The 25,057-nt window shown below is 63.5% G+C and carries 10 protein-coding genes, 1 other RNA gene and 3 pseudogenes; 11 read left to right on the top strand and 3 right to left on the bottom strand.

Annotated features, from left to right (window positions below; all coding sequences use genetic code 11):
• The first annotated feature begins 183 nt into the window (after window positions 1-183).
• The 3 genes from J5I97_RS11710 (at window position 184) to J5I97_RS11700 (ending at window position 3,954) form a co-directional block, all read left to right on the top strand.
• Window positions 184-1,200 carry an IS30 family transposase gene (locus tag J5I97_RS11710; protein ID WP_208586408.1) on the top strand — a complete coding sequence of 339 codons (1,017 nt, stop codon included), beginning with the start codon at window positions 184-186 and terminating at the stop codon, window positions 1,198-1,200.
• A gap of 87 nt (window positions 1,201-1,287) precedes the next feature.
• A non-coding RNA gene (locus tag J5I97_RS11705) (sX9 sRNA) lies at window positions 1,288-1,363 on the top strand.
• 227 nt (window positions 1,364-1,590) lie between these two features.
• On the top strand, window positions 1,591-3,954 hold the full coding sequence (locus tag J5I97_RS11700) for a Tat pathway signal protein (protein ID WP_208586688.1): 2,364 nt from the start codon (window positions 1,591-1,593) through the stop codon (window positions 3,952-3,954).
• Between the two features lie 209 nt (window positions 3,955-4,163).
• Here the strand turns inward: J5I97_RS11700 and xopAD are convergent, their stop codons facing one another.
• Window positions 4,164-9,617 (bottom strand): XopAD/skwp family type III secretion system effector, encoded by a 5,454-nt coding sequence (gene xopAD, locus J5I97_RS11695; protein WP_208586686.1) that lies wholly within the window; start codon window positions 9,615-9,617, stop codon window positions 4,164-4,166.
• A 439-nt stretch (window positions 9,618-10,056) separates the two neighbouring features.
• On the opposite strand from xopAD, the pseudogene J5I97_RS20010 reads away from it, so the two are divergent.
• A pseudogene (locus J5I97_RS20010) lies at window positions 10,057-10,287 on the top strand (IS5/IS1182 family transposase); the annotation flags it as partial.
• A gap of 166 nt (window positions 10,288-10,453) precedes the next feature.
• On the opposite strand, the gene J5I97_RS11690 reads toward J5I97_RS20010, so the two are convergent.
• Window positions 10,454-11,259 (bottom strand): IS5 family transposase gene (locus J5I97_RS11690; RefSeq protein WP_208586684.1). Its coding sequence is split into 2 segments (ribosomal slippage): window positions 10,454-10,929 and window positions 10,929-11,259, totalling 807 coding nucleotides; the frame shifts between segments, so codons are not numbered across the junction.
• 80 nt (window positions 11,260-11,339) lie between these two features.
• Between J5I97_RS11690 and J5I97_RS11685 the strand changes: the two are divergent.
• The 7 genes and pseudogenes from J5I97_RS11685 to J5I97_RS11655 form a co-directional block, all read left to right on the top strand.
• Window positions 11,340-11,582, top strand: a pseudogene (locus J5I97_RS11685) (IS630 family transposase); the annotation flags it as partial.
• A gap of 262 nt (window positions 11,583-11,844) precedes the next feature.
• Window positions 11,845-11,991: a hypothetical protein gene (locus tag J5I97_RS11680; RefSeq protein ID WP_208586682.1), complete on the top strand. Its 147-nt coding sequence runs from the start codon at window positions 11,845-11,847 to the stop codon at window positions 11,989-11,991.
• Between the two features lie 433 nt (window positions 11,992-12,424).
• Window positions 12,425-16,627 (top strand): Ig-like domain-containing protein, encoded by a 4,203-nt coding sequence (locus J5I97_RS11675; protein ID WP_371885892.1) that lies wholly within the window; start codon window positions 12,425-12,427, stop codon window positions 16,625-16,627.
• Window positions 16,624-18,210, top strand: a complete 1,587-nt coding sequence (locus J5I97_RS11670; RefSeq protein WP_208586680.1) for a family 43 glycosylhydrolase — start codon at window positions 16,624-16,626, stop codon at window positions 18,208-18,210. The genes J5I97_RS11675 and J5I97_RS11670 overlap by 4 nt, the downstream gene beginning before the upstream one ends.
• Window positions 18,211-18,314: 104 nt before the next feature.
• A pseudogene (locus J5I97_RS11665) lies at window positions 18,315-18,579 on the top strand (prolyl oligopeptidase family serine peptidase); the annotation flags it as partial.
• A gap of 375 nt (window positions 18,580-18,954) precedes the next feature.
• A complete protein-coding gene (locus tag J5I97_RS11660) occupies window positions 18,955-21,852 on the top strand; it encodes a TonB-dependent receptor plug domain-containing protein (protein WP_208586679.1) in 2,898 nt (965 codons plus the stop codon).
• A gap of 147 nt (window positions 21,853-21,999) precedes the next feature.
• Window positions 22,000-24,375, top strand: a complete 2,376-nt coding sequence (locus tag J5I97_RS11655) for a glycoside hydrolase family 127 protein (RefSeq protein ID WP_208586678.1) — start codon at window positions 22,000-22,002, stop codon at window positions 24,373-24,375.
• A gap of 161 nt (window positions 24,376-24,536) precedes the next feature.
• Here the strand turns inward: J5I97_RS11655 and J5I97_RS11650 are convergent, their stop codons facing one another.
• Window positions 24,537-25,043, bottom strand: a complete 507-nt coding sequence (locus J5I97_RS11650) for a hypothetical protein (protein WP_208586676.1) — start codon at window positions 25,041-25,043, stop codon at window positions 24,537-24,539.
• Between the last annotated feature and the right edge of the window lie 14 nt (window positions 25,044-25,057).

Genomic DNA, 25,057 nt, shown 5'->3' with positions numbered 1-25,057 from the left:
CGTGTTGTGCTGTAAGAGGACGCCACGACAGCCTGTCCACCGACAGCACAGCACTGGCGCATTGGACGCCATGCCGTGCCTGGATGGGTCGCTGTTGACGCCCGTGACCGATTACGATGCGAAGCGATGCTGCTTAGACTCAACTTCCAAGTGCAACACCCTCATAGCAAGTAAGGTGTTCACATGTCAAAAAGCTATCTCCATCTGAGTGCAGAAGAGCGCGCGGTGCTGCAAATCGAAACACGGCGTGGTCAAAGCTTGCGCTCGATCTCCAGACTTCTGTGCAGAAGCCCATCGACATTGAGCAGGGAGCTGGTCAGGCAGGGCGCCACGAGCTACTGTGCGGCAGATGCGGCCAGGCGTTACAAAGCGCGGCGTCAGCGCAGTGTTCGGCGGCGTAGGCTGACCCCGGGGACGGATTTGTTCCAGCTGGTGCGTGATCATCTTGTGCTGTGGCGCTGGTCGCCCCAGCAGATTGCTGCCAAGCTCTTGATCATGCATCCGGATGATTCTGCCCAGCGCGTCAGCCACGAAACCATCTACGCAACGATCTATGCGCACCCGCGCGGTGGCCTGAAAAAGGAGCTGGTGGAGGCTTTACGCCAGGGCAAGCCTACTCGGGGATTGCGGCGTACGACCGCTGCCAAACGCACCTGGGTGCCGGAGGAACTACGCATCGTGCACCGGCCCGAAGACGTGCGACAGCGCCTGATTCCAGGTCATTGGGAAGGCGATCTGATCAAGGGCGCGTTCAATCGTTCCTGCGTTGGCACGTTGGTGGAGCGCAAGACGCGCTTTGTGGTGCTGTGCCGAATGGACGGCTGCACGGCTGCCGATGCGCTGGAAGGGTTTACCCGCCAGATGAAAAGGCTTCCCGCTTCGATGCGAACGAGCTTGACCTATGATCGCGGGACCGAACTGACGTGTTATGCCGAGCTGATGCAGGGACTGAACATCAATGTGTGGTTTGCCGATCCACACGCGCCTTGGCAGCGCGGAAGCAACGAAAACACCAATGGCCTACTTCGCCAGTTCTTGCCCAAGGGTGCGGATCTGTCCACCGTCAGTCAGGAGTACCTCAATCACATCGCATTACTGATGAACACCCGTCCACGCGAGACGTTGGGATGGAAAACGCCGAGCGAGGCGATGGAGCATGAACTGGCAACTTTCAAATCACGTGTTGCACTTGAATCTTGAGACCACCCTGCGTCGTACCGGCTAAGAGCGGCTAACAAAACGACTGCGCTCACCGCCAGGCGGGCGCGGCCGGTGCTCGGAATCGGCATGTACCACGCGTACACTGCGGTTCTTGCACGCCATCCGCACCCACCTGACGACTGCTCGCTACGTTTTGTTAGCCGCTCTAAGTTTGCGCAGCAACATCAGCATGACGTGCGCCACTCAGATCCTGCGACAGCGTGATGCGGAGCGCTCATAACCGGCCTGGCGTGGCTGCGTGCACAAACCCGATCGGCGCGCTGGGGGCTTGGTTGTGTGCAGAGCTCCGCATGCGTGCCAAACGGCTGTCACAAGACGCGGCGTGCGCAGTCGCGCAGGATGCCGGGTAGATCATTCGAGGGCGCAACGATGGACCGCAGAACCTTTCTGCATCAGGGCATGGCGGCGGCTGCGGCAGTCGGCACCGGTGCCGCGATGGTGACGTCGGCCACGGCCACGGCCACGGTTGCAACCATACCGCCAGCGCCCGTACTCCCACGCCTGGAACCATTGCCCTTGGTTGCGCATGCCGGTAGCAAGCTCTGCAGCTTTCGGCATCTGCAGCAGAACTGGACCGTCTACGAGCATCTCGACCACCCGCAAGGCCAGCTCACGTTGTGGACCGACAGCGGCATGCTGCGGCTGGATAAGCGCACCGAGCCGGCATATCCGGCCGAGAGCAAGCCATATTTCGGCATGCCACTGGCCGAGGTGGCGATGGCCGAGGCCGATTTGCTCGCCGACCGTTTGCTGCGCGATGGCGACCCGGACGAGGCACAGGTGCGCGACGTGGCGCCGCCACCGGCCTCGTTGCTCGACCCCAAGGACGATGGCGGGCGCTGGCCGTGGACCACCTTCGTCGGCACCCGTGAAGGCCTGGACACGATGCCCATCTTGCCCAACGGCCGCAGCCGCACGTCGCGCCCGGAGCATGCGTTTGCCGAGTTGAGCGAAGAAGCGCTGATCAAACGGCGCGAGGAAGGCATGCTCGGCGGCTGGATGCCGGCGGTACGCAAGGTCATGCGCCGCAAGGGCCAGGCTGACACCTGGTACGACGTGCTGGTGTTTGCCGATGTGCGCGCTGGTGATCGTTTTGTGGTGCAGACCTGGCATCGCACGATGCAGGTGCGCGGCGGCGAGATCGTCGCAGTGCATTACGCGCAGAGTTATCCGGCATTTGCGCCGTCGCGCAACGCCGCTACCGCAGAACAATTCTATGAGGCGTTGATCGATTTCGCGGCGTATTGGCAGCAGGCGTTGGATGGCACCGTGCAGGCGCAACTGCCCGATGCCAGCTGGAACGATATGGCGCAGTTCGCTTTCGCGCGCGAGCTGGTGGTGCGGCCCGGTGGCGACTATCCCAAATACGGTGCGGTGGAACGCGACTATTACGGCAACGAGTACGACGGCTTCCAGGACACCTTCACCAGTTCGTTCTACGCCAATCTGGAGTGGGGCCGCTTCGCGCAGGCTGCCGCAGTGCTCGACAATTATTTCGACGAGTTCGTGCAGGACGATGGCTTGCCGAACATGCGCGGGCCAGAGGTTGGGCAGTTCGGGCTGACCTTGTCGCTACTGGCGCGCTATCTGCGTTATACCGGTGATGCAGTGCGGTTGCGTCGTTTGCTTCCCAAGATCGCGGCAACCGCGCAGGTGCTGTGCGAGTTGCACGACCAAGCCTTGGCATTGCCGCGCAGCGCGCATGGCCATGGCCTGCTGCACGGCTGGAACGAATCGGATGCCTGTCTGCTTCCCGATCCATCGCTATGGTGGAAACCGTATTACGCCAACAGCGCGCTGGCGATCCGCGGTTGGGAAGACATCGCGCAAGTGTGGAGCGCGTTCGCTGGCAGCGCGGGCTTGGCGATGGATTGGCATCGCCGCGCAAAGCAGTTGCGTGCGCGCCTGCAGACCAGCTTGCGCGCCAACGTGCGCCGCGATCTGTCGCCGCCGTACATCGGCCCATTGCCCGGCACCAAGCTGACCTTCCGTCAATCGCTGCAGCAGGAAAAGCCCAGCGAACAGCAATGGCCGCACCGTGCATATGCCGAGCTGCTGCAGGCCGATGTGTTGCCGGACGAGTTGGCCAACCTGGTCATCGATTGTCTGCGCGGGCATGGCGGCACCAGTATCGGCGTGGTGGCGAATATCGCGCCGCCGGAACCGGGCAGTCGCGATCTGCTCGGGTTTATTTCCTACGGTTATGCGCAACAGCTGCTGCGGCTGGATCGCATCGAAGAGTATCTGTTGTTTGTTTACGCACACCGTTATCAGGTGCATACGCGCGGTAGCTGGACGGCCGGCGAGGTCAGCGGCATCACCGGCGGCATGCCGTTGTTCTGCATCCCGGCGCAGATGACCATTCCGCTGCTACTGCGCTGGATGCTGGTCAGCGACGACAGCGCGGGCGAACAGTTGTATCTTGCGCGCGCTGTGCCGCGTGCATGGTTGGGCAGCGGCGCAGCACTGGGCATTAGTGCTGCACCCACACGCTGGGGCAAGGTCACGCTGAGGTTGCGCACAGATAGAGATGCACGCCTCATCGACGCCGATGTGCAGCTGCCGGAACAGGTCCCCAAACGCACGTGGCTGACGCTGCGTACGCCGACCGGCACGCGGCTGGATCGCGTGCTCATCGACGGCAAGCCCGCGCGCCCGCAAGGCCCGCATGCAGATCGCGTAGCGTTGCCGGGTCGTGCTGCAGTGGTGAGGGTGCAGGCGTGGTACGTGTGATGGCATTGGCGCGCCGATAAACGGACGTTGCTGTGTCTGCATCAAAGCCAATGGAGCACGGTTAACGTTGTTGGGCATGGTGAGTTTCCAACGACGTGCAATGCCTTGCAGACGGATCTCGCCAGCGAACATATATGCGTCACGGCACCACGACGTTGGTCGCGCCTCATACCGCTCCTACTGCGGCGTGCGCCGCGCAAAGGCAGGGCTTATTCCCAATCGTCGATCTCCTCGCAGCCCGGCGGCGCATTCACGCCGCTGAAGGCCGCCTGCGCAGGCGCCTGCAGTTCGCGCTGATCGGCCTGTGAGACGCCCCGAAGCTGCAGCGCAAAGCTGTCCTTGTACAGGTCGTGGAATTGCTCCTTGAGCTTGAAGGTGTCCGGCGTGTGGAACTGGATCTCCCAGAGCGCGCCTTCGGGGCTGCGCAGCGTGACGTTGACTGCCTTGAATGCCTGCCGGTACCGCATGAACAAGTTGACCAGCTTGACGCGCACATGGCCCTGATCGTCCAGAGAGGCCAGCATGCCGCGCAGGCCGGCGGTGAAGTGCCGCGGCTCCAGTACCACGCTATAGCGCAGGGCGTCGTTTATGCCAGCGGCCGCTTCTTCCAGGGTCTTGTGTTTCAAAGCCATTTGCCGCTCGAATTTTTCCACCAGCGAGCCGGGCGATTTGAATTGATGGCGCATTCCCTCCAGTCGCCCACCATGGAGCTCGGCGGCGCGCGTCAGCATGTCGGTGACCACGGGCTCCATCTCTCTGGCGCGTGTGAGCAGGGCCTCGGTCGCACGCACGATGTCCTCGTGTTTCACGGCGCGCAGGCGCTCGGCCGGCGGTGGCGGCGAGTCGATCAGGCCTGCCTGCTGCAGCGCGTGCAGCGCGTCTTGCATGACGCCCGCCGCCATCGTCGGCATGTTCTGCAGGAGCACCTTGGTCTGCTCGGCGTCGAAGCGGCCCTCGTGCATGGCCCGGGCAGTCGTCTTGCCGTACGGCACGCTGCGTACCCGCTCGGCGAACGCTCGCTCGGATCGTTCGCAAGACTCCACGATCTTGGCGAACAGCGCTGTGCCGGTGTCGGATTTCAGCGCATCGGTTCCTACCTTAATGGCGATAGTGAACAGGTTGCGCATGCTCAGTTCCGGCTCGTCGGGGATGAGCCCTGGTTGCCCCTCCGGGAACTGCGCGTGCGATAACCGGCACACCGGGTAGTTGTCGAGGATGGCGCGCAGACGTGCGTCGGCATCGGGCGCGGCCATGTAGGCACGGGCGAGCGTTGGGAACGCTTCAGCCAGCGCGTCGGGCAGGTGCGGCGCCTCGGCTGAGCGAGCCGTCGCCGGTTCGAGCTCAAGCAGCTGCGCGTGCAGCAGTTCGGCCGCTTCACGCGCCTCTGGCATATGGGCGCGTCCGATCGCTTCGTGCGCCTGGGCGCGCAGTTGCCCCAACAACACCCGGGGATCTGTGGTCTCGCCGTCGAGCACCTGGCGCAAGCCGTCGCGCAGGTCGCGCTCGATGCCGTCGTAAGTACCGAACATCATCTTGCGCGCCATTGCCTCGCGCAGCTGGTCGGGCTGCGCCATGAAGCGCGCCGCCAGGGTGCTGGCCGTGCCCATGACCTGGCCGCCACGCTGCAGCGACATGATCTCGGACAGCCGCCCGGGCTGGTAGTGGCCGGTGTCTGGGTCGATGGCCGGCGTGGCGGTCTTCGGCGGTTTGAAGGAGCGTGGCTGGCCGCGCCGCACCTCACGATCGGCCATCTCGCGCGCGATCAGCTCCGCCAGCCTGGGGTAGCCCGCGTACACGAACGCATCGTCACCGTCGGTGTCCATGTTGCGCTTGCGCAGCTCCGGGATCGGCAGGGCGCCCATGCGCCCGGGTTCTACGATGTCCTTGAGCCGCAGGCTGCCGGTGCTGAGCATGTCCTGCGGCACGGCACCGCGGTCGCGTCCGGCCGTCCAGCGCGACAGGGTCTTGAGATCTTCCTTGGAGCAGGCCAGGTCCACGTCGGCGAACTGCGCCGGCCAGTTCCGCGCCGGCACCACGATGAGCATGCCCTTGCTGTGCAGCATCGCCGGGCCGCTGCCGGCTGCGTCGCCCGAGCTGTCGTCGAAGCCGGTGTAGCTGTACTGGATGCCGAAGGACTGCGAAAGGAACTCGGCCGTGGCATCGCCCTGCGCTGCGGTAGCGACATGCGCCTGCGGCACCGGCAGCAGGTTCTCCTTGTCGTAAGGCGGCTTGCCGACCAGCAAGGCGCCGCCGGCGGCATCGAAGGCGCCGCTGCGCTCGCGCGGCAGGTGCACCTTGTTGTCGGCGGAGGGCACCGCCCGGATTCTCTGGCCCTCGTAGCCGCCGCTGGTGGCCAGCTCGTACAGCGCCAGTTGGCTCAGCTTGGGCGGCAGCGCCTGCAGCCTGCGCCGCATCGCCTCGTGCGCCTCTTGCAGCGCCGCCTGGTCGCGCGGGAAGTGCTGCAGCGCCTGCGGTGCCAGCCGCGTGGGTCCCTTGTCCTTGGCCAGAAGGTCGCGCTGGGCTTGGCTGGCCCGGCCGGCCTGCACCGCTTCCCAGGCACAGACGCGCTCACGGAAGGCCGGGATGCGCAGGGCCACCTCCAGCTTCAGAAAGCCGCAGCCATCGTTGGGGCACAGCGCCAGGGGGCGCCCGTCGGGGGCTGTGAGCTTGAACGGGTGCGCAGGGCCGCTGACGTCGTCGAAAAAGCCCAGGCGCAGCGTGCCCTCCACGACGTGGTCGCTCGGCACCATCTCCAGCAGCGAGCGCTGCATGCGCGACCAGTCCTCGCGCTGCGGGGCCAGCTTGGCGATGAGCTTCATCAGGCTGCTGCCCGGGACGGTGTCGGCATAGCGGATCGCCGGCAGCAGCGACGGCGATGCAGAGGCGCCGGACAGCAGATCGGCGGGGCGGCTCATGTTGCCGCGCGTGGCGCGGCTGCCGCCGAACATGTCGAAGCGCCAGGGCTCGTCCTGGTAGGTGAGCGTGCGCGCGAGCATGAACGTCGAAATCGATCCCGGCAGCTGAACCTCCACCAGCGGCAGGCCCGTCAGCCGCGTGAACAGCGAGTAAGGCTTGTCCGTCTCGGCCGCGTTGGTCGACACTTGCTTGCCACGCAGATCGACCACGATGTGGGTGGTGCTGCCAATGCCGGGTGCCGGCACGACGGGCTGGCCGGGTGCCGAACGCATGCCCAGGCGCCCGGCGCCCAGGTCGAAGCGGCTCGGTGGATGGGCCTGCGCGATCCTTGGCGCCTCCTTGGCCATGCGCCGGTCCAGGGCGTCGAACACCTGGTCGCCCGCCTCGATCTGCGCGATCAGGTTCCAGCTCATCTCGCCGAGGTCCGCCTCGATGGCCTCGCGCGTGCGCTCGAGCGTCTGGTCGACCCATTGCGCCAGCTGCTCGCGGCGCTGGCGCAATTGCTGGCGCGCGCCTTCGAGGTGGCGCGGCTTCCATTGCCGGCTCACCACCGCGTAGGTCTTGAGCACCTGGAAGAACGTCAACGCCGGGCAACGCGTGGCGTGCTGTTCGGTCTGGGCCGATGCACGTGAGCCACCGACTGTGAGGTACGAGTCGATCTTGCGCGCTACGATCGGCTGCAACGTGTTGAATACGCGCAGGGCGTGACCGCGATGGCGAGGGGTCAGCTCCGGACTGCGGATCAGCGGCAGCAGGCCCATGCACAGATTGCCTAGCTCCTCGAGGTTCGTTTCGCGTAATCCATCGGCGCGCACGAGCGCTGCGACCTGCTCGAGCGCCGGTCGCGCCAGGGGCCGCATCTGGCGATGAAGCTGCGCCGATGAAAGGGCCTTGAAGATCAGCCCGATCTCCTGGGCCGGGGCGGACGCGAAGCGCGCGCGATGCAGCTCCAGGTGCCCGGCCAGCGCCTGCAGTTTGGCACCACCCAAGGTCTGGAACTCTTGCTCATCCACCCGCAGCAGGCGGGATATCGCGTTGCCCACCTGGGCGAGCCCGAGCATGTCGAACTGCTGCCATGGCAGCTCGGCCGAGCCTGCGCGCTCGGCGAGCAGCAACGCTGCCTGGCGACAGGCCACCCCTCCGAGCAATTTGCTCAGCGCATTGAGCGACAAGGCCACGTCCTGCGCTTCCAGGGCGTTGCGCAAATCGTGGTCCGTAGCCAGCCGCCCGGCCAAGGCGTCGATGGCCTTCGTGCATGCAGGCGTGTCGGGCCATTTGCTCAGGGCGTTGAGCACGTTGGCCACTTCTTGCAGATTGAGGGCGTTGCGCAACTCTGGCTCGTCGGCCAGCCGCGAGGCCAGCGCACTGGCGGCGGCCTCGCAGTCCTGCGTGTCGGGCCATTTGCTCAGGGCGTTGAGCGTATTGGCCACGCCTTGCGGATTGAGAGCGTTGCGCAAATCGGGATCGTCGTCGGCCAGCCGCGAGGCCAGTGCGCTGGCGGCGGTCTCGCAGTGTGGCGTGTCGGGCCATTTGCTCAGAGCGTTCAACGCGTTGGCCACTTCTTGAGGTTTGAGGGCGTTGCGCAAACCCGCATCCTCGGCCAGCCGCAGGGCCAGAGTGCTGGCGGCCTTCTTGCACGCCGGCGTATCGGGCCATTTGCTCAGTGCGTTCAGTACGTTTGTCACTTCTTGCTCTTTGAGGACGTCGCACAAGCCGCGACTGTCGGCCAGCCTCGCGGCGAGCGAGTGCGCCATGGACCGGCAGTCCTGATGATCGAACCACTTGCTGAAGGCATTGAGTGCCAGGCTGATGCCCTGCTCGTTCAGAGACTGCCGGGCCCGGGGTTCACATTTCAGGTAACGTGCCAGGCGAGCCGCCGCGCGTTCGCACCTGCTGCTGTCGGTGTTCTTGGCAAAGGCGTTCAGTAACAAGGCCAGTTCACGGCCATCCAGACCCAACCGACCATCCACCTGCTCCACCTGTCCGGCGATCCACGCGATTGCCTGCATGCACGCCGGCTGGTCCGGGTGCTTGCTCAGCTTGTTGCCCACATGGGCCAGCTTTTTTAGCGATGCACCGTCGAACCAGCCGGTCTTGTAGAGATACTGCGCCGCAAGGTCGGTGCAACGATCAAGATCGCGTTGCGTTACACCTGCGCCCCCCCTTGCACTGGCAAGCATCTGAAGATATTTGTCGAGCCACTGCGCATTGGGTTCCGCGTCGACGCTCCCATCCAGGAAGGGCAGCGCCAGCTTGCAGCCGATCCGACGCGCTAGCTCGTTGTCCTGTGCCATGGCGACGCACAGGCGAGCGTTGTGGGTCTGATCTATCCGCCTATGCGCATCCAACTGTCGCCGATATCGCGCCCGCTGTTGCCACAGAAGCTCTTTTGCCTCCCGATTGAGCGTTTGTTCGGTCAGGCGGAGATCCCTTGTCGTCAGCTCCAAGCCATGCCTTGGCCGCTGTTGTGGGCCCCGATGCAGTTCTTGCTCTTCCCGCGGCCGTTTCCTTGCCACCCGATCGGGCTGTTGTTCGGTCAGGCAAAAATCCTTCGTCCGCTCCAAGCCATGCGTTGGCCGCCGATGCGACGACGCGGCGCTGGCGTCAGCGGGCATTTTGTCCGGGCGCCGTCCGGGCGCGGTATCGTGCCAGTGGGTGGAATCATCGAGCCGGTGCGAGTGAGTCGCCGGCTGTTGCTGGGCGCGCCCGTCCCATGCGCCGCCACGTGCTCCGGGTCGTGCATGCACGGGCAAGGGCGCCCTGCGTTGCGGTGCCGTTCCAGGCTCCTCCTGCTCTACCCGTCGCCGTTTGGGCGGCCGTGGAAGCGGCGGCTTACTGCCGCTGGTGCTAGTGCTAGGCTCAGCCTGCTTCAAGACCTGCCTGGGGGGATGCTCCTCTCGACGGAGAGACCTGTTTGTGCCGGATGAGCCCGGCTTGAAGGTGACCGGTGCCATGCCGCGCATCTTGACCGATCCACCTGCGAAGCGGCCTGCACAACGCGAAGCATTCAAATCGTTGGCGAACGCGCTCGCTGCGGGTGGGCAGTCGGTACTTCACCTGCAGCTCTTCACATGCTGCGAATGACGTAGCGGTCGTTCTTGTTGGCAGGCCGTTGAACGACCTATCGATGCAGGCCTTGCTCGCCGACCTCGACGCATCGTTGGACTAGGAGGGAGTGATGGCAGCATGCGCGGAGTAGACGCATACGACGCGTCGCTGTTCACCAGCGTCAGGCTGGAAAATTTCGTGCCATCCGAGCATCCGTTGCGCCCGATCCAGCAGTAGGTCAACGACGCGCCGGCCAACATGGTTGTTCGCTTCTCTACAATGCACGAGGCCGACGTCAAGGGCGGTTGCCCCGACATCGCGCCGGAGAAGCTGATGTGCGCCATGTTGCTGCAAATCCTGTGTAGCGTGACCACCACGGTGTTCGTGGCGCTTGGCGTGGTCCAATGGCATTGTTGTACGTGTGCAACGCAAGCCCAAGCGCCGCCATCAGGAGTTCTTGTAATTCTTGAGGCACATCGAAGCGAACGTCCCCAAGCATCTGGACGTGCATCCGATCTGCGACAACTAAGAGCGGCTAACAAAACCCAGGAAGAAGCCGTAAGCAGATGATGGAGCATGCAAGCGAGAGCAACGCCAAGTGGAGATCGATGCGGCGTTCAAAGCGGATGCGCAGTTTGCCCAGGCCTGCGAACCAGGCATGCGTGCGCTCGACGACCCAGCGATGACGGCCCAACCGGTCGTTGCGCTCGATTCCCTTGCGTGCGATCCGCGCAATGATGCCGCGCTGCTTGAGGACGGCGCGACAGCGGTCGATGTCGTAAGCCTTGTCGGCGTGCAATTTGTCTGGCCAACGTCGCGGGCGCCCTGGTTTGCCACCAATTGGCGGCAAGGCGTCGATCAACTCCTCGAACACGACCGAGTCGTGCCGATTGGCGCCGGTGACGCACACTGCCAAGGGCACGCCGTTGCGGTCCACGATCAGATGCCGTTTGCTGCCGAGTTTGCCGCGATCGGTCGGGTTTGGCCCGGTGTAGGCGCCCCCCGGGGGGAGGCCACACTGGCGGCGTCCAGACTGGCTCGGCTCAGATCCAGCCTCTGGGCGCGACGCAGCTCGGTCAGCAACACCTGATGCAGACGATGCCACACACCGGCGGCTTGCCAATCACGCAACCGGCGCCAGCAGGTCATGCCGCTGCCATAGCCCAGTTCCACAGGCAGGTCTTCCCATGGCATGCCCGTGCGCAAGACATAGACGATGCCGTTGAGGGCTTGCTGATCACTGATGCGCGGCCGTCCACCTTTGGGCGAACGCTTCACTTGGGGAATCAGCGGCTCGATGCGCTTCCACAGCGCAATGGGGATCTCTTTGCGACGTGTCATGTCCGCAATTTTGCCACCGGCGAGACAAGATTCAAGGGGTTTTGTTAGACGCTCTAAGTAACGCACAAGCACACCGGAGTGAGAGAGCCTGGCTGGCGCGTCGGCCACGCTTCCATCTGCACTTCACACTGACCTGCAGTTCGTGGTTGAACCAGGTCGAGCGCTGGTTCGCACTGATCACGACGCAGACAATTGGCTGTGGCTCGTTCGACGTGGTGGGCGATTTCAAGCGCAAGATCGATGAGTTCGTGAAGCACTATCACCAATATCCGAAGCCCTTCATATGGACCGCCACTGCTGAATCGATCCCCGCGAAGATCTAGCGGGTATGCAAAGTTATACCTGATTAGCCCTGACTCTCAGCCGGCCTTTTCGCTACTGGCCTGCAGACGAGGCCATTTTTCCTGGCATTTCCAACCATGTCCACTGTCGGCGTTGCTGACGCGTGGTGGCTGGCCCGACGTTTTTCAGCCAGGAAGCCCCATCGCCGCCTTGAATTAGGCTTATGTAGGGAGAAGCGTGGAATTGCTGTAGCTGAGGGTCAGGGCTAATCAGGAAGTTATAAAGCTGGCGCGACACGCAGGTGTGGACAACCTGGGCAATCGTAAGCCGCCGCGGTTCTACAAAGACTCCAACGCGGCCAATACCGAAGCCTCCACGTACGACACGCCGGGCCGCGATTTTTGGGGCCGCTTGCGGGTGGAGTTTCGAGCGGCGCGGCTGATGCAGTGACGTTGCAGTGGGTGGGGCAGTTCGCGGGCGAGATGCGCGCCGATACGTTGTACTGCGATGGAATACAAGCGCGATCGCTGTGGCATTCGTTTTGCTCCGCCGTGCTTCGCGTCGAGGCAACTGTAGCGGTGGCAGAGAGCTATGATGAGCGATAGGTATTGGTCGAACTAGCCGCAGCGCACTGGGGAGCGCTGCGTGTGTTGATCGCACCATGATTGCCGACGCTGGCGTCGATCGGTTGGCCCTGAACCTTCTAAAGAGCTTGCCCATGCGCAGTTCCCGTTGGATCTCGTTTTTGGCTTGGCACCGGCGCTGGCTGCGTCCGAACCAGCGTTCCGGTGCGGCTATGTTGGTGTGGCTGTGCGCAGTGCTGAGCTTGCCCTTGGCGATCGCCGAGGACGTGCAGGATCCGCCGATTGCCGCGGCCAACGCGATGATCGGCGAACCGCAGTTCCGCGGTGTGCAGCATCCGGTGCCGGACAGTGGCGCGGCATTTGCGCCTGGCGGGCAACTGTCAAGGATTTACGCTGCCGATCGCGCGCAAGGGGCAGGGCAGGCACCGGGCAACGATTTCTGGGTCGATCGCATGCTGGCCCGCGAGGGCACCGGTGGCGGCTTCGACGACGAAAATTCCTGGCTGTTTACGCGTGGTCGCGCGGCCTATCTGTCGTATCACCAGCCCGAGCGTCCGGGTTTCGTCGGGCAGGTGGCGTATTGGCATTCCACCGATTACGACGCGCTGTTCCGCATCCAATCCACGCAAGGCAGACGGCCGGTGCAATGGAAGGAACGCTCGCAGCAGAGGCGCCAGACGCCGAGTTATTTCAGCACCGTCTTCGAAGACGCTAACGCAGGCGTGCGTATGCGCTTGGTCAAATACATCACCCAGCAGAATGTGGCAGTGGCCAGCATCGTGCTGTCCAGCCTGGACGGTGCAGCGCATACATTGTCGGTGCAAGCGGTCTCGCCGCTGGCCCAGCGTGCCGATGGCAATGAGCTGACTGGCGCGTTCGATGCCTACAACGCAATCACCACAGTGTTTCCGCGCTTGTCCGGCGATGGATTCCGGGTGGAAGGCAAGCGCCTGGTACGCGAGGTGGCCGTGCCCGCCAGCGGCGATACAATGGCATTGAAGGTGCAGCTGGGCCTGCTCACGCACGAGCTGCCTGAAGCGCGCGCCGAGTACATCCGCATTGCTGCGCAGTCGCCGCAGCAGGCGTACCAGGAGCATGTCGCAAGCTATAACCGCTGGTGGGTGGACAACGTGCCGTATCTGGACACGCCCGAAGAGAACATTACCAAAAGCCTGTTCTATCGCTGGTGGCTGCTGCGCTTCAATTTTCTCGATGCCAATGTACCGGGCAACGACTACCAGTTTCCTGTCGCCATCGAAGGCGTGTTGGGCTATAACAATGCCATCGTGCTGACCACCGGCATGTTTCTGGACGATCTGAAATATCTGCGCGACCCGCTGTATGCCTACGGCAGCTGGCTCAGCGCCGGCGAAACCGCAGGCGGCGGCAAGTACACCGACAATCCCGGCTCGCCTGAGAACTGGTCCAACTCTTACGCGCAATACATCACCGCCTCGGCATGGCGGTCGATGCAGATCCATGGTGGCCCAGCCGCACTGGCGCAAAAACTCGCGCGCTACGGCAGCGGCGACGTGGACGGCCTGCTGGCCGCCTACGATCTCAACCACAACGGGTTGATCGAATACGACTGGGCAGCGATGACCGGTAACGATGCCGATGCGGTGTCGTTCGACTGGGCCGAGCAGCACGGCGAAATTCGTATGGATCGCACCGAAAGCGCGTACGTGTACGCCAACGCACAGGCGGCCGCGCAAGCCGCCGCGTTGGCCGGCGACACCGCAACCGCGCAACGCATGCAGGCCACCGCGCGACGCATCCGCAAGGCGGTATTGGAGGTGTTGTGGCAAGACCGCAGCGACACCGCCGACTCGGTGGGCTTGCATGGCGATCTGCTCAAGCATCGCCAAGCCAAGGGGCCGCGGCTAGCGGTGGATTGGAAGGAGACCAACAACTACTACCCGTTCAGCGTGGGCTTGATGCCCAAGCAGGGCGATGCCGACTACGACCCCAAGTATGTGCGTGCGTTGCGGCTGTTCGCCGATGCGGCGCAGTACCCGCTATTCCCTTTCTACACCGCCAACCAGGTCGACATGCAGGCGCGCGGCAGTGGCGCCGATGCGGGCAGCAACAACTTTTCCACGATCAATGCGACTGTGGCGTTTCGCCTGTTCGGTGAAGCGTTGCGTGATTACCCCAGCCCGTATCTGAATGCGCACAGTTACCGTAAGTTGTTGTACTGGAATGCGTGGGCGCCCTATATCAATGGCGACAACCGCTACCCGGATCAAAACGAATTCTGGGCCAAGGGCAGTGCCAGGAACGGCGGCAAGATCGGCTACCGCTCGTGGATTCATCATACCCAATTGGGCGCGACCAATTTCACCATGATCGAAGATGCGATGGGGCTGCGCCCGCGCAGCGACGACAAGATCGAGTTGTATCCGATCGATATCGGCTGGGAACATTTTGCCGCCGACAATCTGCGCTACCGCGATCGCAACCTGAGCATCGTGTGGGACCGCAACGGAACCCATTACGCCGGCAAGGTTCCCAAGGGCTACAGCGTGTATCTGGATGGCAGGCTGGCATTTCGTGTCGACCGCCTGGCGCATGTGATCTACGACCCGGCAAGCGGCAAGGTGAGTGCAGCGCCGGATGCGGTCAACCGCAATGGTGTCGCGCAAGTGCTGGAGGCACATCCGGCGCAACTGGCGTCCATGTCGCAGGTACGCTTTGCCGCCACTTCGCGCACTGCAAAACTCCTGGCCCAGGCGGGTGTGGACGTGGCACTGCCCAACACCGCCAGCGGCAACCTGGCCGAGGGCGCGCGCGTCACCGCCAGCTTCGCTGCGCCCGGTTTCGCACCTGCCGCCGCAGTGGACGGCAGCACGGCCAGCACGCCGTTCTGGGGCACGGCCGGCTCGCCGTCGGCCAGCGACTGGATTGCACTGGACTTGGGTGGGAGACGGCAACTGGACCAGGTGGTGCTGTACTTCTATCGCAGTTCGTCGCCCGGTGGCGATCACTATGGTTTCCCGTCGGGAACCTATCCCGGTTACACCGCGCCGTGGATCTACGCAGTGCAATATCAGGACGGTAGCGGCAGCTGGAAAACCGTGCCGGGGCAGGTGCGTGACGCAGCGATGGCCGAAGGCAATCGCAACCGCGTGCGCTTTCCGCCGATCCGTGCACAGGGGCTGCGCGTGGTGGTGACCCATGCCGGCAGCGCACGCACCGGCATCAAGGAAATCCAGCTGTTCGACAGCGGCCTGCCTTCGCCTGCAGCCACCGGCAATGCGCCACCGCAGGTGCAGGCATGGCAGCTGGACGATCCCAGCTCCGATGGCACGGTGGTGGTGAACGGCCGCGTAGGCGACGACGGCCTGCCCAACGGCGCGCTGCAAGTGCGCTGGCGCGTGCAACAAGCACCGGAAGGCGGCGATGCATTGTTTGCCGATGTAGCGGCGATGGATACCGCCGTGCGGTTCACCCGCGCCGGGCGCTACATGTTGCGCTTGGTCGCCAATGACGGTGTGCTGGCTGGGCATGCCGACGTGCAAGTAAATGCGCCCGCGTCACCTGCGCTGCAGAGTGTGCCGCTGCAGGGCGCGGCGAGCGTCAGTGCGCAGATCACCGGCATGCAGTACCGCGTGCAGGCCTTGAATGATGGCGTCATCCCGGCAGCGGGCAGCGCGCCGAATGACAATCGTCGTTGGGGCAGTCTGGGCCTTGAGCAACCGGCAACGGTGTGGCTGCAGTACCAATGGCCGCGGCCGGTGCGTCTGTCGTCCAGCGCGCTCTACCTATGGAACGATCAGCCCGACGGTGCGGTGGCCGCGCCAGCCGGTTGGAAGTTGCAGGCACTGCAGGACGGGCGCTGGAAGGACATCGCGGTCAATAGCGGTTACCCGATTGCTGCTGCCGCCACCGGTGCTGCCAGCACAGCCAGCTTCGCGCCGGTGGTGACCACCGGATTGCGTGCGGTCTTGACCACACAGGCCACTGCCAGCGGGCATGCAGCCATTGGCGTGGACGAATGGCAGGCGCTGTCGGAGGTGCCCAAGCGACTGGAATCGATCGATCTGCGCACCGCGCCCGGCCAGTTGCCGGTATTGCCGCAGGAAGTCACCGCGTTCTTTGCCGATGGCAGCGTGCTGCCAGTGGCAGTGCAGTGGCCCGATCTGTCGGCTGGCCGGTTGGGCAGCGAGGGCGCGGTGGAATTGCAGGGCTTGGTGGAGAGCGTGATTCCGATCAAGGCCACCATTTGGGTGCGCGCCACCCCGCCGGGGCAGATCAACACCATGCAGGCATTGCCGGTGGTGAGCGCGGTAGTGGGGCATGCACCGACGCTGCCGGGTTTTGTCACCGTGCAATACAACGATGGCTCGCGCGAACGGTTGCCGGTGCAATGGCCATCGTTGGAACCTGCGCGCTATGCACAACCCGGCGAGATTCGTGTGACCGGCACGGCCCGGGGGCGTGCGCCCACCGGTCAGGTATCGGTTTCCCTCACGTTGCAGATCAAGGCGGCCACTCTATGACCGGTATCCTCACCCGCGCGTTTGCGTTTGCATATGCGTTGTCGCTCGCCAGCGCTCCCGCATGGGCCGCAGCGCCGCCTCAGGGCGTGCACCTGCACGCGCCCGGCAACCCGATCCTGGCCGATGGCAGCACCTATTCGGCCGACCCGGCACCGCTGGTGGCCGACGGCAAGCTCTACATCATTGCCGGCCGCGACACCGCGCCTCCGGATCGCAATGACTTTGTGATGCCTGGTTGGCAAATGTTTGTCACTAACGATCCGGCCAGCGGGCAGTGGACGCATTACCGCGATTTCCTGCGTCCGCAACAAGTGTTCGCTTGGGCCGACAAGCGCCACGCCTACGCCTCGCAGATCGTGCAGGGGCCAGATGGGCGCTATTACCTGTACGCGCCGGTGCAACAGCGCAACTCGCCCAACCCGGACCCATTCGCCATTGGCGTGGCGGTTTCCGACAGCCCGCTCGGCCCGTGGACCGATGCCCATCCGCAAGGGCCGGTGGTGTCGCAGTCGGTGCCCGGCACCAACGATATCCAGAACATCGACCCGACCGTCTTGGTGGACGACGACGGGCGCGTGTATCTGTACTGGGGCACGTTCGGTGCGTTATATGGCGTGGAGCTGCAGCGCGATATGGTGAGCTTCAAGGGCATGCCGGTGCCGGTGGACACGCTCGACGGCTATTTCGAAGCGCCCTGGCTGTTCAAGCGCAACGGCACCTATTACCTGGCATATGCGGCCAACAACGCCGGCAGTACTTCCGCATGCACGCCCACGCTCTACCACGCGTGTATCGCTTATGCGAGCGCATCGACACCGCTCGGCCCGTGGACCTATCGCGGCGTCGTGCTGCCGCCGGTGTCCTCGACCACTTCGCATCCGGGCATCGTGGCCTTCAACAGGCAGTGGTATCTGGTCTACCACACCGCCGATGCGCAGGGCGGCGGGCATTTCCGCCGCAGCGTGGCGATCGATCTCCTGGAGTGGGACGACAGCAAGCAACCGGCGCGCATTCGCACCGTCGCACCCACCCGGCGCGTGCAGCCGCCTACGCCACCGCAACGCAATCAGGCCGCTGCCGCCTACGCCACCGCCTCCAATGGCCAGGAGATTCCGGTTCAGTATTGGATAGCCGCGCTCAACGACGGCATCGTCAAAGCCAATCCGCTGCCGCCGCAAATGTGGGGGAGCTGGACGCCGGACAATCCGCCGCAGCAATGGATTCAATACAGCTGGGCGCAGCCGGTGACCCTGGACCGTACCCGCATCGTGTTCTGGGCCGATCAGCCGGCCGGCGCTGACATTGGCGTGGCGCCGCCTGCGCGTTGGCATCTGGAGTATCGGCAAGGCGGGCAGTGGCATCCGGTGCAACCGACCGACAGCTACGGCACACGCACCGATCGTTATGAGGCAGTGTCGTTCGCCCCGGTGACAACGCGCTGCGTGCGCGTGGTGCTGGATGCCTCCGGCGCCGGAACGCATTACGCCGGGCTCGCAGTGCAGGAATGGGAAATGCTGGCGCCGCAGCCGCAACGTCTGCCGGCCGCCAGTGCTGCCGACAGCACGCGCTGTGATGTGCCATAGAGTGCTAACAAAACAACTGCGTAGCCGCTAGGCGGGCGCGGTCGGTGTCCGGAATTGGCATGTACCAGGCGTACACTGCGGTCCCCCGATGGCGGTTTGGTTTGCAGCAGCGCTATCGTGTGATCGAAAATATCTACGCGGTCCCACAAGGCGCGTGTGTACCGAAGAGTTTCACCGCCGCGACGCCGTTGCTGACCGGGCTGCGGTTTGCCGGTCGCGTCGATCGATGGCATGGGGACCAGCAATCGTTCGCGCGCCTTCCACGATGTCGCCTGGCGCAATCTCAAGGACGCCGGCCTGCCGGATCGCATCGCCTGGCACAAGGCTGCCGCCGCGCATTATCCGTGCTACGAGATCGATGGCGGGGTCTGTGCAACCTGCAATAACCACGTAGCAGCGCGCCTGATTGCCGACTGGATTGCGAGGCAAGGCATCGGCGCACGCTCGTTCACTTGCGAACCATGCTGTTTTCCGCATGCGCTGTCGATAAATGCGACAAGACGTGGGGCGTGCGCACAGGCACATTATGGCCAGCTGATGAAACTGGAGCGTATATGCGACTCCAGTGCGAAACCAACATCCGTTCTGACAACTGCGTGGAAATTGTCTGCGTAGCTGCAGCACGGCCGTGGCGAGAGGTTTCGTTGCGTGCGCGTCTGCCATCCATCTTGACCTGCGCTGGCATACGCCGGCACGGGCGTGCGCTGCCTATCGTTTGTCTTCCATGCAAATCAGGAGCCCTGCATGCCGAGGTTGCTGTTGCCTTTCTCCCGGACCACTGAGGTGACCACGCGCCTGGTGCCGGGCATGCTCACCACCGCGCTCCTGTTGGCGCTGTCTGCAGCTGCGGCCGAGCCCGTGTCTGCGCAGCAGGCGACCCAAAGCGGCGATGCGACGCAAACGTTGGATAATGTGGTCGTCACTGGCTCGCGCTTGCGCCGTGTGGATACGGAAACCGCCAACCCGGTCGTCACCGTCAGCCAGGAACAGATTGCCGCGACCGGCAAGGCCACGGTCGGCGATCTGCTGCAGGAACTGCCATCCATCGCTGGTAACGCTACCAACCCGTACACCAATAACGGCGGCGGCACAGGTGCCTCGGCGATTTCACTGCGCGGGCTGGGCGACAAACGCACGTTGGTGCTGGTCAACGGCATTCGGCTCGCCTACAACGACGTCAATGCGATTCCGTCCAGCATGATCGAGCGCATCGAGGTGCTGAGCGATGGCGCTTCTGCGGTGTACGGCTCCGATGCGATCGGCGGCGTGGTCAACTTCATCCTGCGCACGCACTTCGACGGAGTGCAGTTCAGTAGCGACTTCGGTACCAGTAGCCAAGGCGACGGCAACCGACGCAACTTCACCATGACCTCCGGCAAGACCTGGGAGCGCGGCAGTCTGATCGGTGGCCTGTCGTATCACAACATCGACCCGGTAGCGGCAGCGGCGCGCGACTATTCCAAGGACGCGCTCGCGCTGACCAACGGTCAACCGGTGAAGCAGGGCTCCTCCGCCACGCCGACCGGCACGGTCAATTTCAATGATGGATCGGATCAGTCCACGCAGCTCGCGCAGGCCAACGGCTGCGGGCGCGTCACCCTCAACAGCGGCGTGAGCGGTCGCGCCGGCCCGGGCGATTTCCACTGTTACAACGCCAGTGCCGACTCCTACAACTACCAGCCGTTCAATCTGTTGCAGACCCCGCAAAAGCGCAGCAATGCGTTCCTGCTCGGCAGCTATCGTTTTACCGACAACGTCGAAGGCTACGTCAACACCTGGTTCAGTAAAACCGAATCGGCCTCGATCATCGCGCCGATTCCGATCTTCTCCAACGGCGACAACATCCTGGTGTCGTCGCAGAGTTACTACAACCCGTTCGGCGTGAACTTCGGCACCGATCGCAGCACCGGCACCTCCTACAACGACCTCAACACGCGCGCGACCGTGCTGGGCAATCGCAGCTATCAATACAACACCTACAACTTCCAGATCAGCCCCGGCTTGCGCGGCCGCTTCGGCGACAGCTCCTGGCAATGGAATGCCAACTTCAACTACGGCAAGGTCAAACAGAAGTCGATCAACAACGGTTTTCTCGACTACGCCGCGTTCAATCAGGCCATCGCTCCCTCGTTCCTGGACAGCGATGGGGTGGTCAAGTGCGGCAGTGCAGGCGCGGCGATCGCCGGCTGCACACCGCTGAATTTCTTCAACCTCAACGACAGCAGCAACCTCGCCACACTCCAGGGCATGGTGGTCAATCCCATCGTGACCAGCGTCTACACGGTCAAGCAATTCGAGGCCAATGCCAACGGCTCGCTGTTCGATCTGCCGGCCGGCACCGTCAGCCTGGCAAGCGGCATTTCCTATCGCAAGGAGCGCTCCACCACCGCCTCCGATGCGCTATGGACCGGCGATGAGAACGGCCTGTGCGGGGTGATCGAATTCTGTTCGTCCACCCTGGCCGGCAGTTTCGACGTCAAGGAAGCCTATGCCGAAGCCTTGTTCCCGCTGCTCAAGGATTTGCCCGGCATCAACGCCTTGAACATCACACTGGGCACGCGCTTTTCCGATTTCAGTTCGGTCGGCAGCAAGACCAACAGCAAGGTGTCGCTGGAATATCGCCCGATCGAAAACCTGTTGCTGCGCGGCAACGTTTCGCAAGTGTTCCGCGTCCCCAACATCAACGAGTTGTACGCCGGTGTGGCCGGCGATGCGGCCACCGTCAACGACCCGTGCAACGGCTACACCGGGGGCAACAGCGTTGCCTGCGCAAACGTGCCGACCAATGGCAGCTATCAGCAATCCGATGGTCAGGTGGCCGGCAAGGTCTCCGGCGCGGTGGTAGCCGGTTATCAACTCAAGCCGGAGACCGGCAAGTCGTACGATGTGGGGCTAGTCTACGACCTGCAGTGGATCGATGGCCTGTCGCTGAGTGCGGACTGGTGGCGCATCGATCTGGAAGACACCATCACCACGGTGTTGGCGCAGACCGTGCTCAATCAATGTTTCGCCAACTCGGCCAGCGCTTTTTGCGCGCTGATCCATCGCAACGGCAACGGCACCATCAATTACATCGCCGAGCCCACCGTCAACCTGGGCAAGTTGTGGGCCAAGGGCATCGACTTCAATCTGACCTACCGCTTGCCGTCCACGCCGTGGGGCAACGTGACCGCGAGCGTCAACGGCACCTATCTCACACGCTATGACGTGCTGCCCGATACCACGGACCCGAGCTCGGTGACCATCCACACTGTGGGCCGCTACACGCAGGCGTACGGCAACTTCCCGCGTTGGCGTGCGCTGGGCACAGTGAACTGGGCGTTGGGCGACTGGAGCGCCACTTGGCGCATCCGCTATGTGGGGCACACCGCTATCGGCAATTCGGATCCGGACCAGAGCCTGTCGGCCGATTCCAGCGAGCCGACGGTAGTGCGCAACATCGGCGCCTACGTCTACGACAATCTGCAGCTCGGCTACAACGTTGAGTCGTGGCACACGCGTTTTGAAGTGGGCGTGGACAACATTAGCAACAAACAACCTCCGCTGTATTACTCCAACAACGTCGGCAACGCCAACACCGATGTGTCCACCTACGACCTGCTTGGCCGGTTCTATTGGGTGCGCACAACAGTGACGTTCTGATCGCTGTGTTGTATCGCTGTGCTGCGCGGCCAGATTCGACTGGGCGCGCAGCGTCCACGCCAATGCAGTCGTTATCAATGCGACCGCTTTGTACTGTTGCAACCGCGCGCGCAGTCTGTGCGCGCTGCCCGGAGCTAAGCTGAGCCCATGACGGACGCGCACGAACCCGAGTTGACCTGCAACCACGCACCGACGCTGTCGCGGCGGCGCTTTCTGGCCTGGAGCGGCCTGGCCGTGTCCGCAGGTTTCCTGCGCTTTCCGGCCCAGGCCAGTGCTGCACAACCGGGTAGCGTGCGCGCCGTGCCGTTGGCCCAGGTCAGGCTGATACCGTCGTTGTTTCTTGATGCGCTGCACACCAATCGGCGCTATTTGATGCGGTTGCAGCCGGACCGGCTGCTGCACAACTTCGTGCTGTACGCAGGTCTCGATCCCAAGGCGCCGGCCTATGGCGGGTGGGAAGCGGATACCATCGCCGGGCACACGCTCGGTCACTATCTCAGCGCATTGGCCTTGATGCATGCGCAAACCGGCGATGCGCAATGCCGCACGCGTGCCAGTTACCTGATTGCAGAACTCGCACGCTGCCAGGCGCATGCCGGCGATGGGTATGTTGCCGGATTCACCCGCAAAAATGCGGCAGGCAAGATCGAAAGCGGCCGCGCCGTCTTTGACGAACTCAAGCGCGGCAAGATCGACCCGGCGCCGTTCTATCTCAACGGCAGCTGGGCACCGCTATACACCTGGCACAAGCTGTTCGCCGGCCTGCTCGATGTGCAGGCGCACTGCGACAACGCGCAGGCGCTAAAGGTTGCGACGGATTTGGCGGGATATCTGCAAGGCATCTTTGCCGCGCTCGACGACACACAATTGCAGCAGGTGCTGTCGTGCGAGTTCGGTGGCCTCAACGAATCGTTCGTCGAGCTGCACGTACGCACCGGCGACGCGCAATGGTTGGCACTGGCGCAGCGCCTGCACCATCACGCCGTGCTCGACCCGCTGATCGCCCAGCGCGACGAACTTGTGCACCAGCATTCCAACACCAACATCCCCAAGCTGATCGGCTTGGCGCGCGAGTATGAGGTCACCGGCGATGCCGCATCGGGCGCGGCCGCGCGCTTCTTCTGGCATACCGTCACCGAACACCATACTTACGTGATCGGCGGCAACGGCGACCGCGAATATTTCCAGCAGCCGGACAGCATCGCGCGTTTTCTCACCGAGCAGACGTGCGAGCATTGCGCCAGCTACAACATGCTCAAGCTCACCCGCCATCTGTACCAGTGGGGGCCGCAGGCCGAGCTATTCGATTACTACGAACGCACGCTGCTCAATCACGTGATGGCGCAGCAGCATCCCCGCACCGGTATGTTCACCTACATGACACCGATGCTGGCCGGCGAAGCGCGCAGCTGGTCGTCGCCATTTCACGATTTTTGGTGCTGCGTCGGTAGCGGCATGGAAGCGCATGCGCAGTTCGGCGATTCCATCTACTGGCAGGACGGGCAGGGCGTTTACGTCAACCTGTACGTGCCTTCCACCGTGTGCGACGCTGCCGGGCTGGATATGACCTTGCACAGCGCACTGCCGGAGCAGGGCAGCGCATTGCTGCGTATCGATGCTGCGCCGGCAGCGCATCGCACGCTCGCATTGCGCATGCCTGGCTGGGCGCAGTCGCCTGTTCTGCAGCTCAATGGGCAGCCTGTCGATGTGGCTGTCAGCGACGGCTATCTGCGCCTCACGCGCGCGTGGAATGCCGGCGATACCCTAAGCGTCTCGTTCGACATGCCGTTGCGCCTGGAAGCTGCACCGGACGATCCGGCCTGGGTGTCGGTGCTACGCGGACCGTTGGTATTGGCGGCCGATCTTGGCGATGCAGCCAAGCCCTGGTCTGGCAAGACCCCTGCATTGATCGGCGGCGATAACGTGTTGCAACGTCTGCAGCCGGTGCCTGGTAAACCAGTGTTTGATTACAGCGACGGCGCACAGCACTGGCGGTTCTCGCCGTTCTACGCCCAATTCGACCGCCGCAGCGCTGTCTACCTGGAGCATCGCGACGCCGCCGCATGGCAGCAACGCCAGGCTGAGCAGGCTGCAGCGCAAGCCAAACAACAGGCACTCGACGCGCGCGCCCTGGATCGCATCGCCCTGGGCGATGAAACATCAGAGAAAGCACACGCGCTGCAGAGCGAAAGCTCCTATCCATTGAGCTACCGCCGTCGCGCCGGCCGCGACGCCCGCACCGGCGGCTTCATCGCCTTCACTCTGCGCAACACCGCGCAGGCCCGCATCCTGCGCCTGCGCTACTGGGGCGACGAAACCCGCCGCCGCTTCCGCATTCTCGCCGACGGCGAACTGGTCGCCAACGAACGCCTGGACGGCAACCGCGGCCTGGACTTCGTCGACATCGACTACGCGTTGCCAGCAGCAGTAGCAAGCCGCGCCAGCCTGCAGATCCGCATCGAACCGGAGACCGGCTATTCGGCTGGGCCAGCTTTTGGGTGTTGGGTGTTGGAGTCGGTGTGAGTCATGAAGCCAGGCGGGATATCATCGCGGTATCTGCACGGGATGCTAAGAAACCTCTTAACAACGCACCGCAGATGCTCAACGCTATTGCCACAGAATGTTGAGTGGCTGGAAGTGATCGCGCTGCACGCCGTTTCCTTTTGATCTATAGAAGCTGTGGCTTACGGTCGCTTTCTCGTTTCTTTACCGGGCTGGGCATCGACCAGGATGTACTCGCTACCCTTGCTCTTCCAGGTAGGCGTGTCCCGGTCGATCCTGATGCACGGCCGGCCGCCGCAGGACGTGATGTCGACATGCTTGAATGCTTCCAGCACTTCTGCCTTCACTTCGATAGTCTCGGCACGCGCTTGTGCGGCTCGCAGCCGCGCGTCGGCCTGCCTCAATAGCAGCCAATAGCCCACCAGCAACAGAACGGAAAAGCCCGCCAGCGCGGCAATGATCTTCCAGGCCCAGGCCACCCTGGGGCGCAGCGCAGCCTCCAACCGCTGCTGCTGATCTTGGAATTGCGTCACCATCGCTTGCTTGAACTTGGCCTCCTCTTTCTCCCTGGTCGCTTGCATTTGTGCCTGAGCATTTTTGGTCTGCTCCTGCAAGTTCGACATCAAGGTATCCAGCCGCCCAATGGCCAGTGTCATCTGTGCCAGGACACTGTGTGTGTCGTCGTTCATCTCATTTCCCGTGC

The sequence above is a fragment of the Xanthomonas fragariae genome, assembly GCF_017603965.1.
GTDB classification, from domain to species: Bacteria; Pseudomonadota; Gammaproteobacteria; order Xanthomonadales; family Xanthomonadaceae; genus Xanthomonas; species Xanthomonas fragariae_A.
The sequence above is the reverse complement of the archived record's forward strand: the minus strand, read 5'-3'. Positions and strand labels throughout refer to the sequence as shown.

Excerpts from the sequence above, each read along its gene's own strand:
- J5I97_RS11675 (WP_371885892.1), top strand. The coding sequence starts at position 12,425 with ATGATCGGCGAACCGCAGTTCCGCGGTGTGCAGCATCCGGTGCCGGAC.
- J5I97_RS11655 (WP_208586678.1), top strand. The coding sequence starts at position 22,000 with ATGACGGACGCGCACGAACCCGAGTTGACCTGCAACCACGCACCGACG.
- J5I97_RS11670 (WP_208586680.1), top strand. The coding sequence starts at position 16,624 with ATGACCGGTATCCTCACCCGCGCGTTTGCGTTTGCATATGCGTTGTCG.
- J5I97_RS11710 (WP_208586408.1), top strand. The coding sequence starts at position 184 with ATGTCAAAAAGCTATCTCCATCTGAGTGCAGAAGAGCGCGCGGTGCTG.
- J5I97_RS11650 (WP_208586676.1), bottom strand. The coding sequence starts at position 25,043 with ATGAACGACGACACACACAGTGTCCTGGCACAGATGACACTGGCCATT.
- J5I97_RS11660 (WP_208586679.1), top strand. The coding sequence starts at position 18,955 with ATGCCGAGGTTGCTGTTGCCTTTCTCCCGGACCACTGAGGTGACCACG.
- J5I97_RS11700 (WP_208586688.1), top strand. The coding sequence starts at position 1,591 with ATGGACCGCAGAACCTTTCTGCATCAGGGCATGGCGGCGGCTGCGGCA.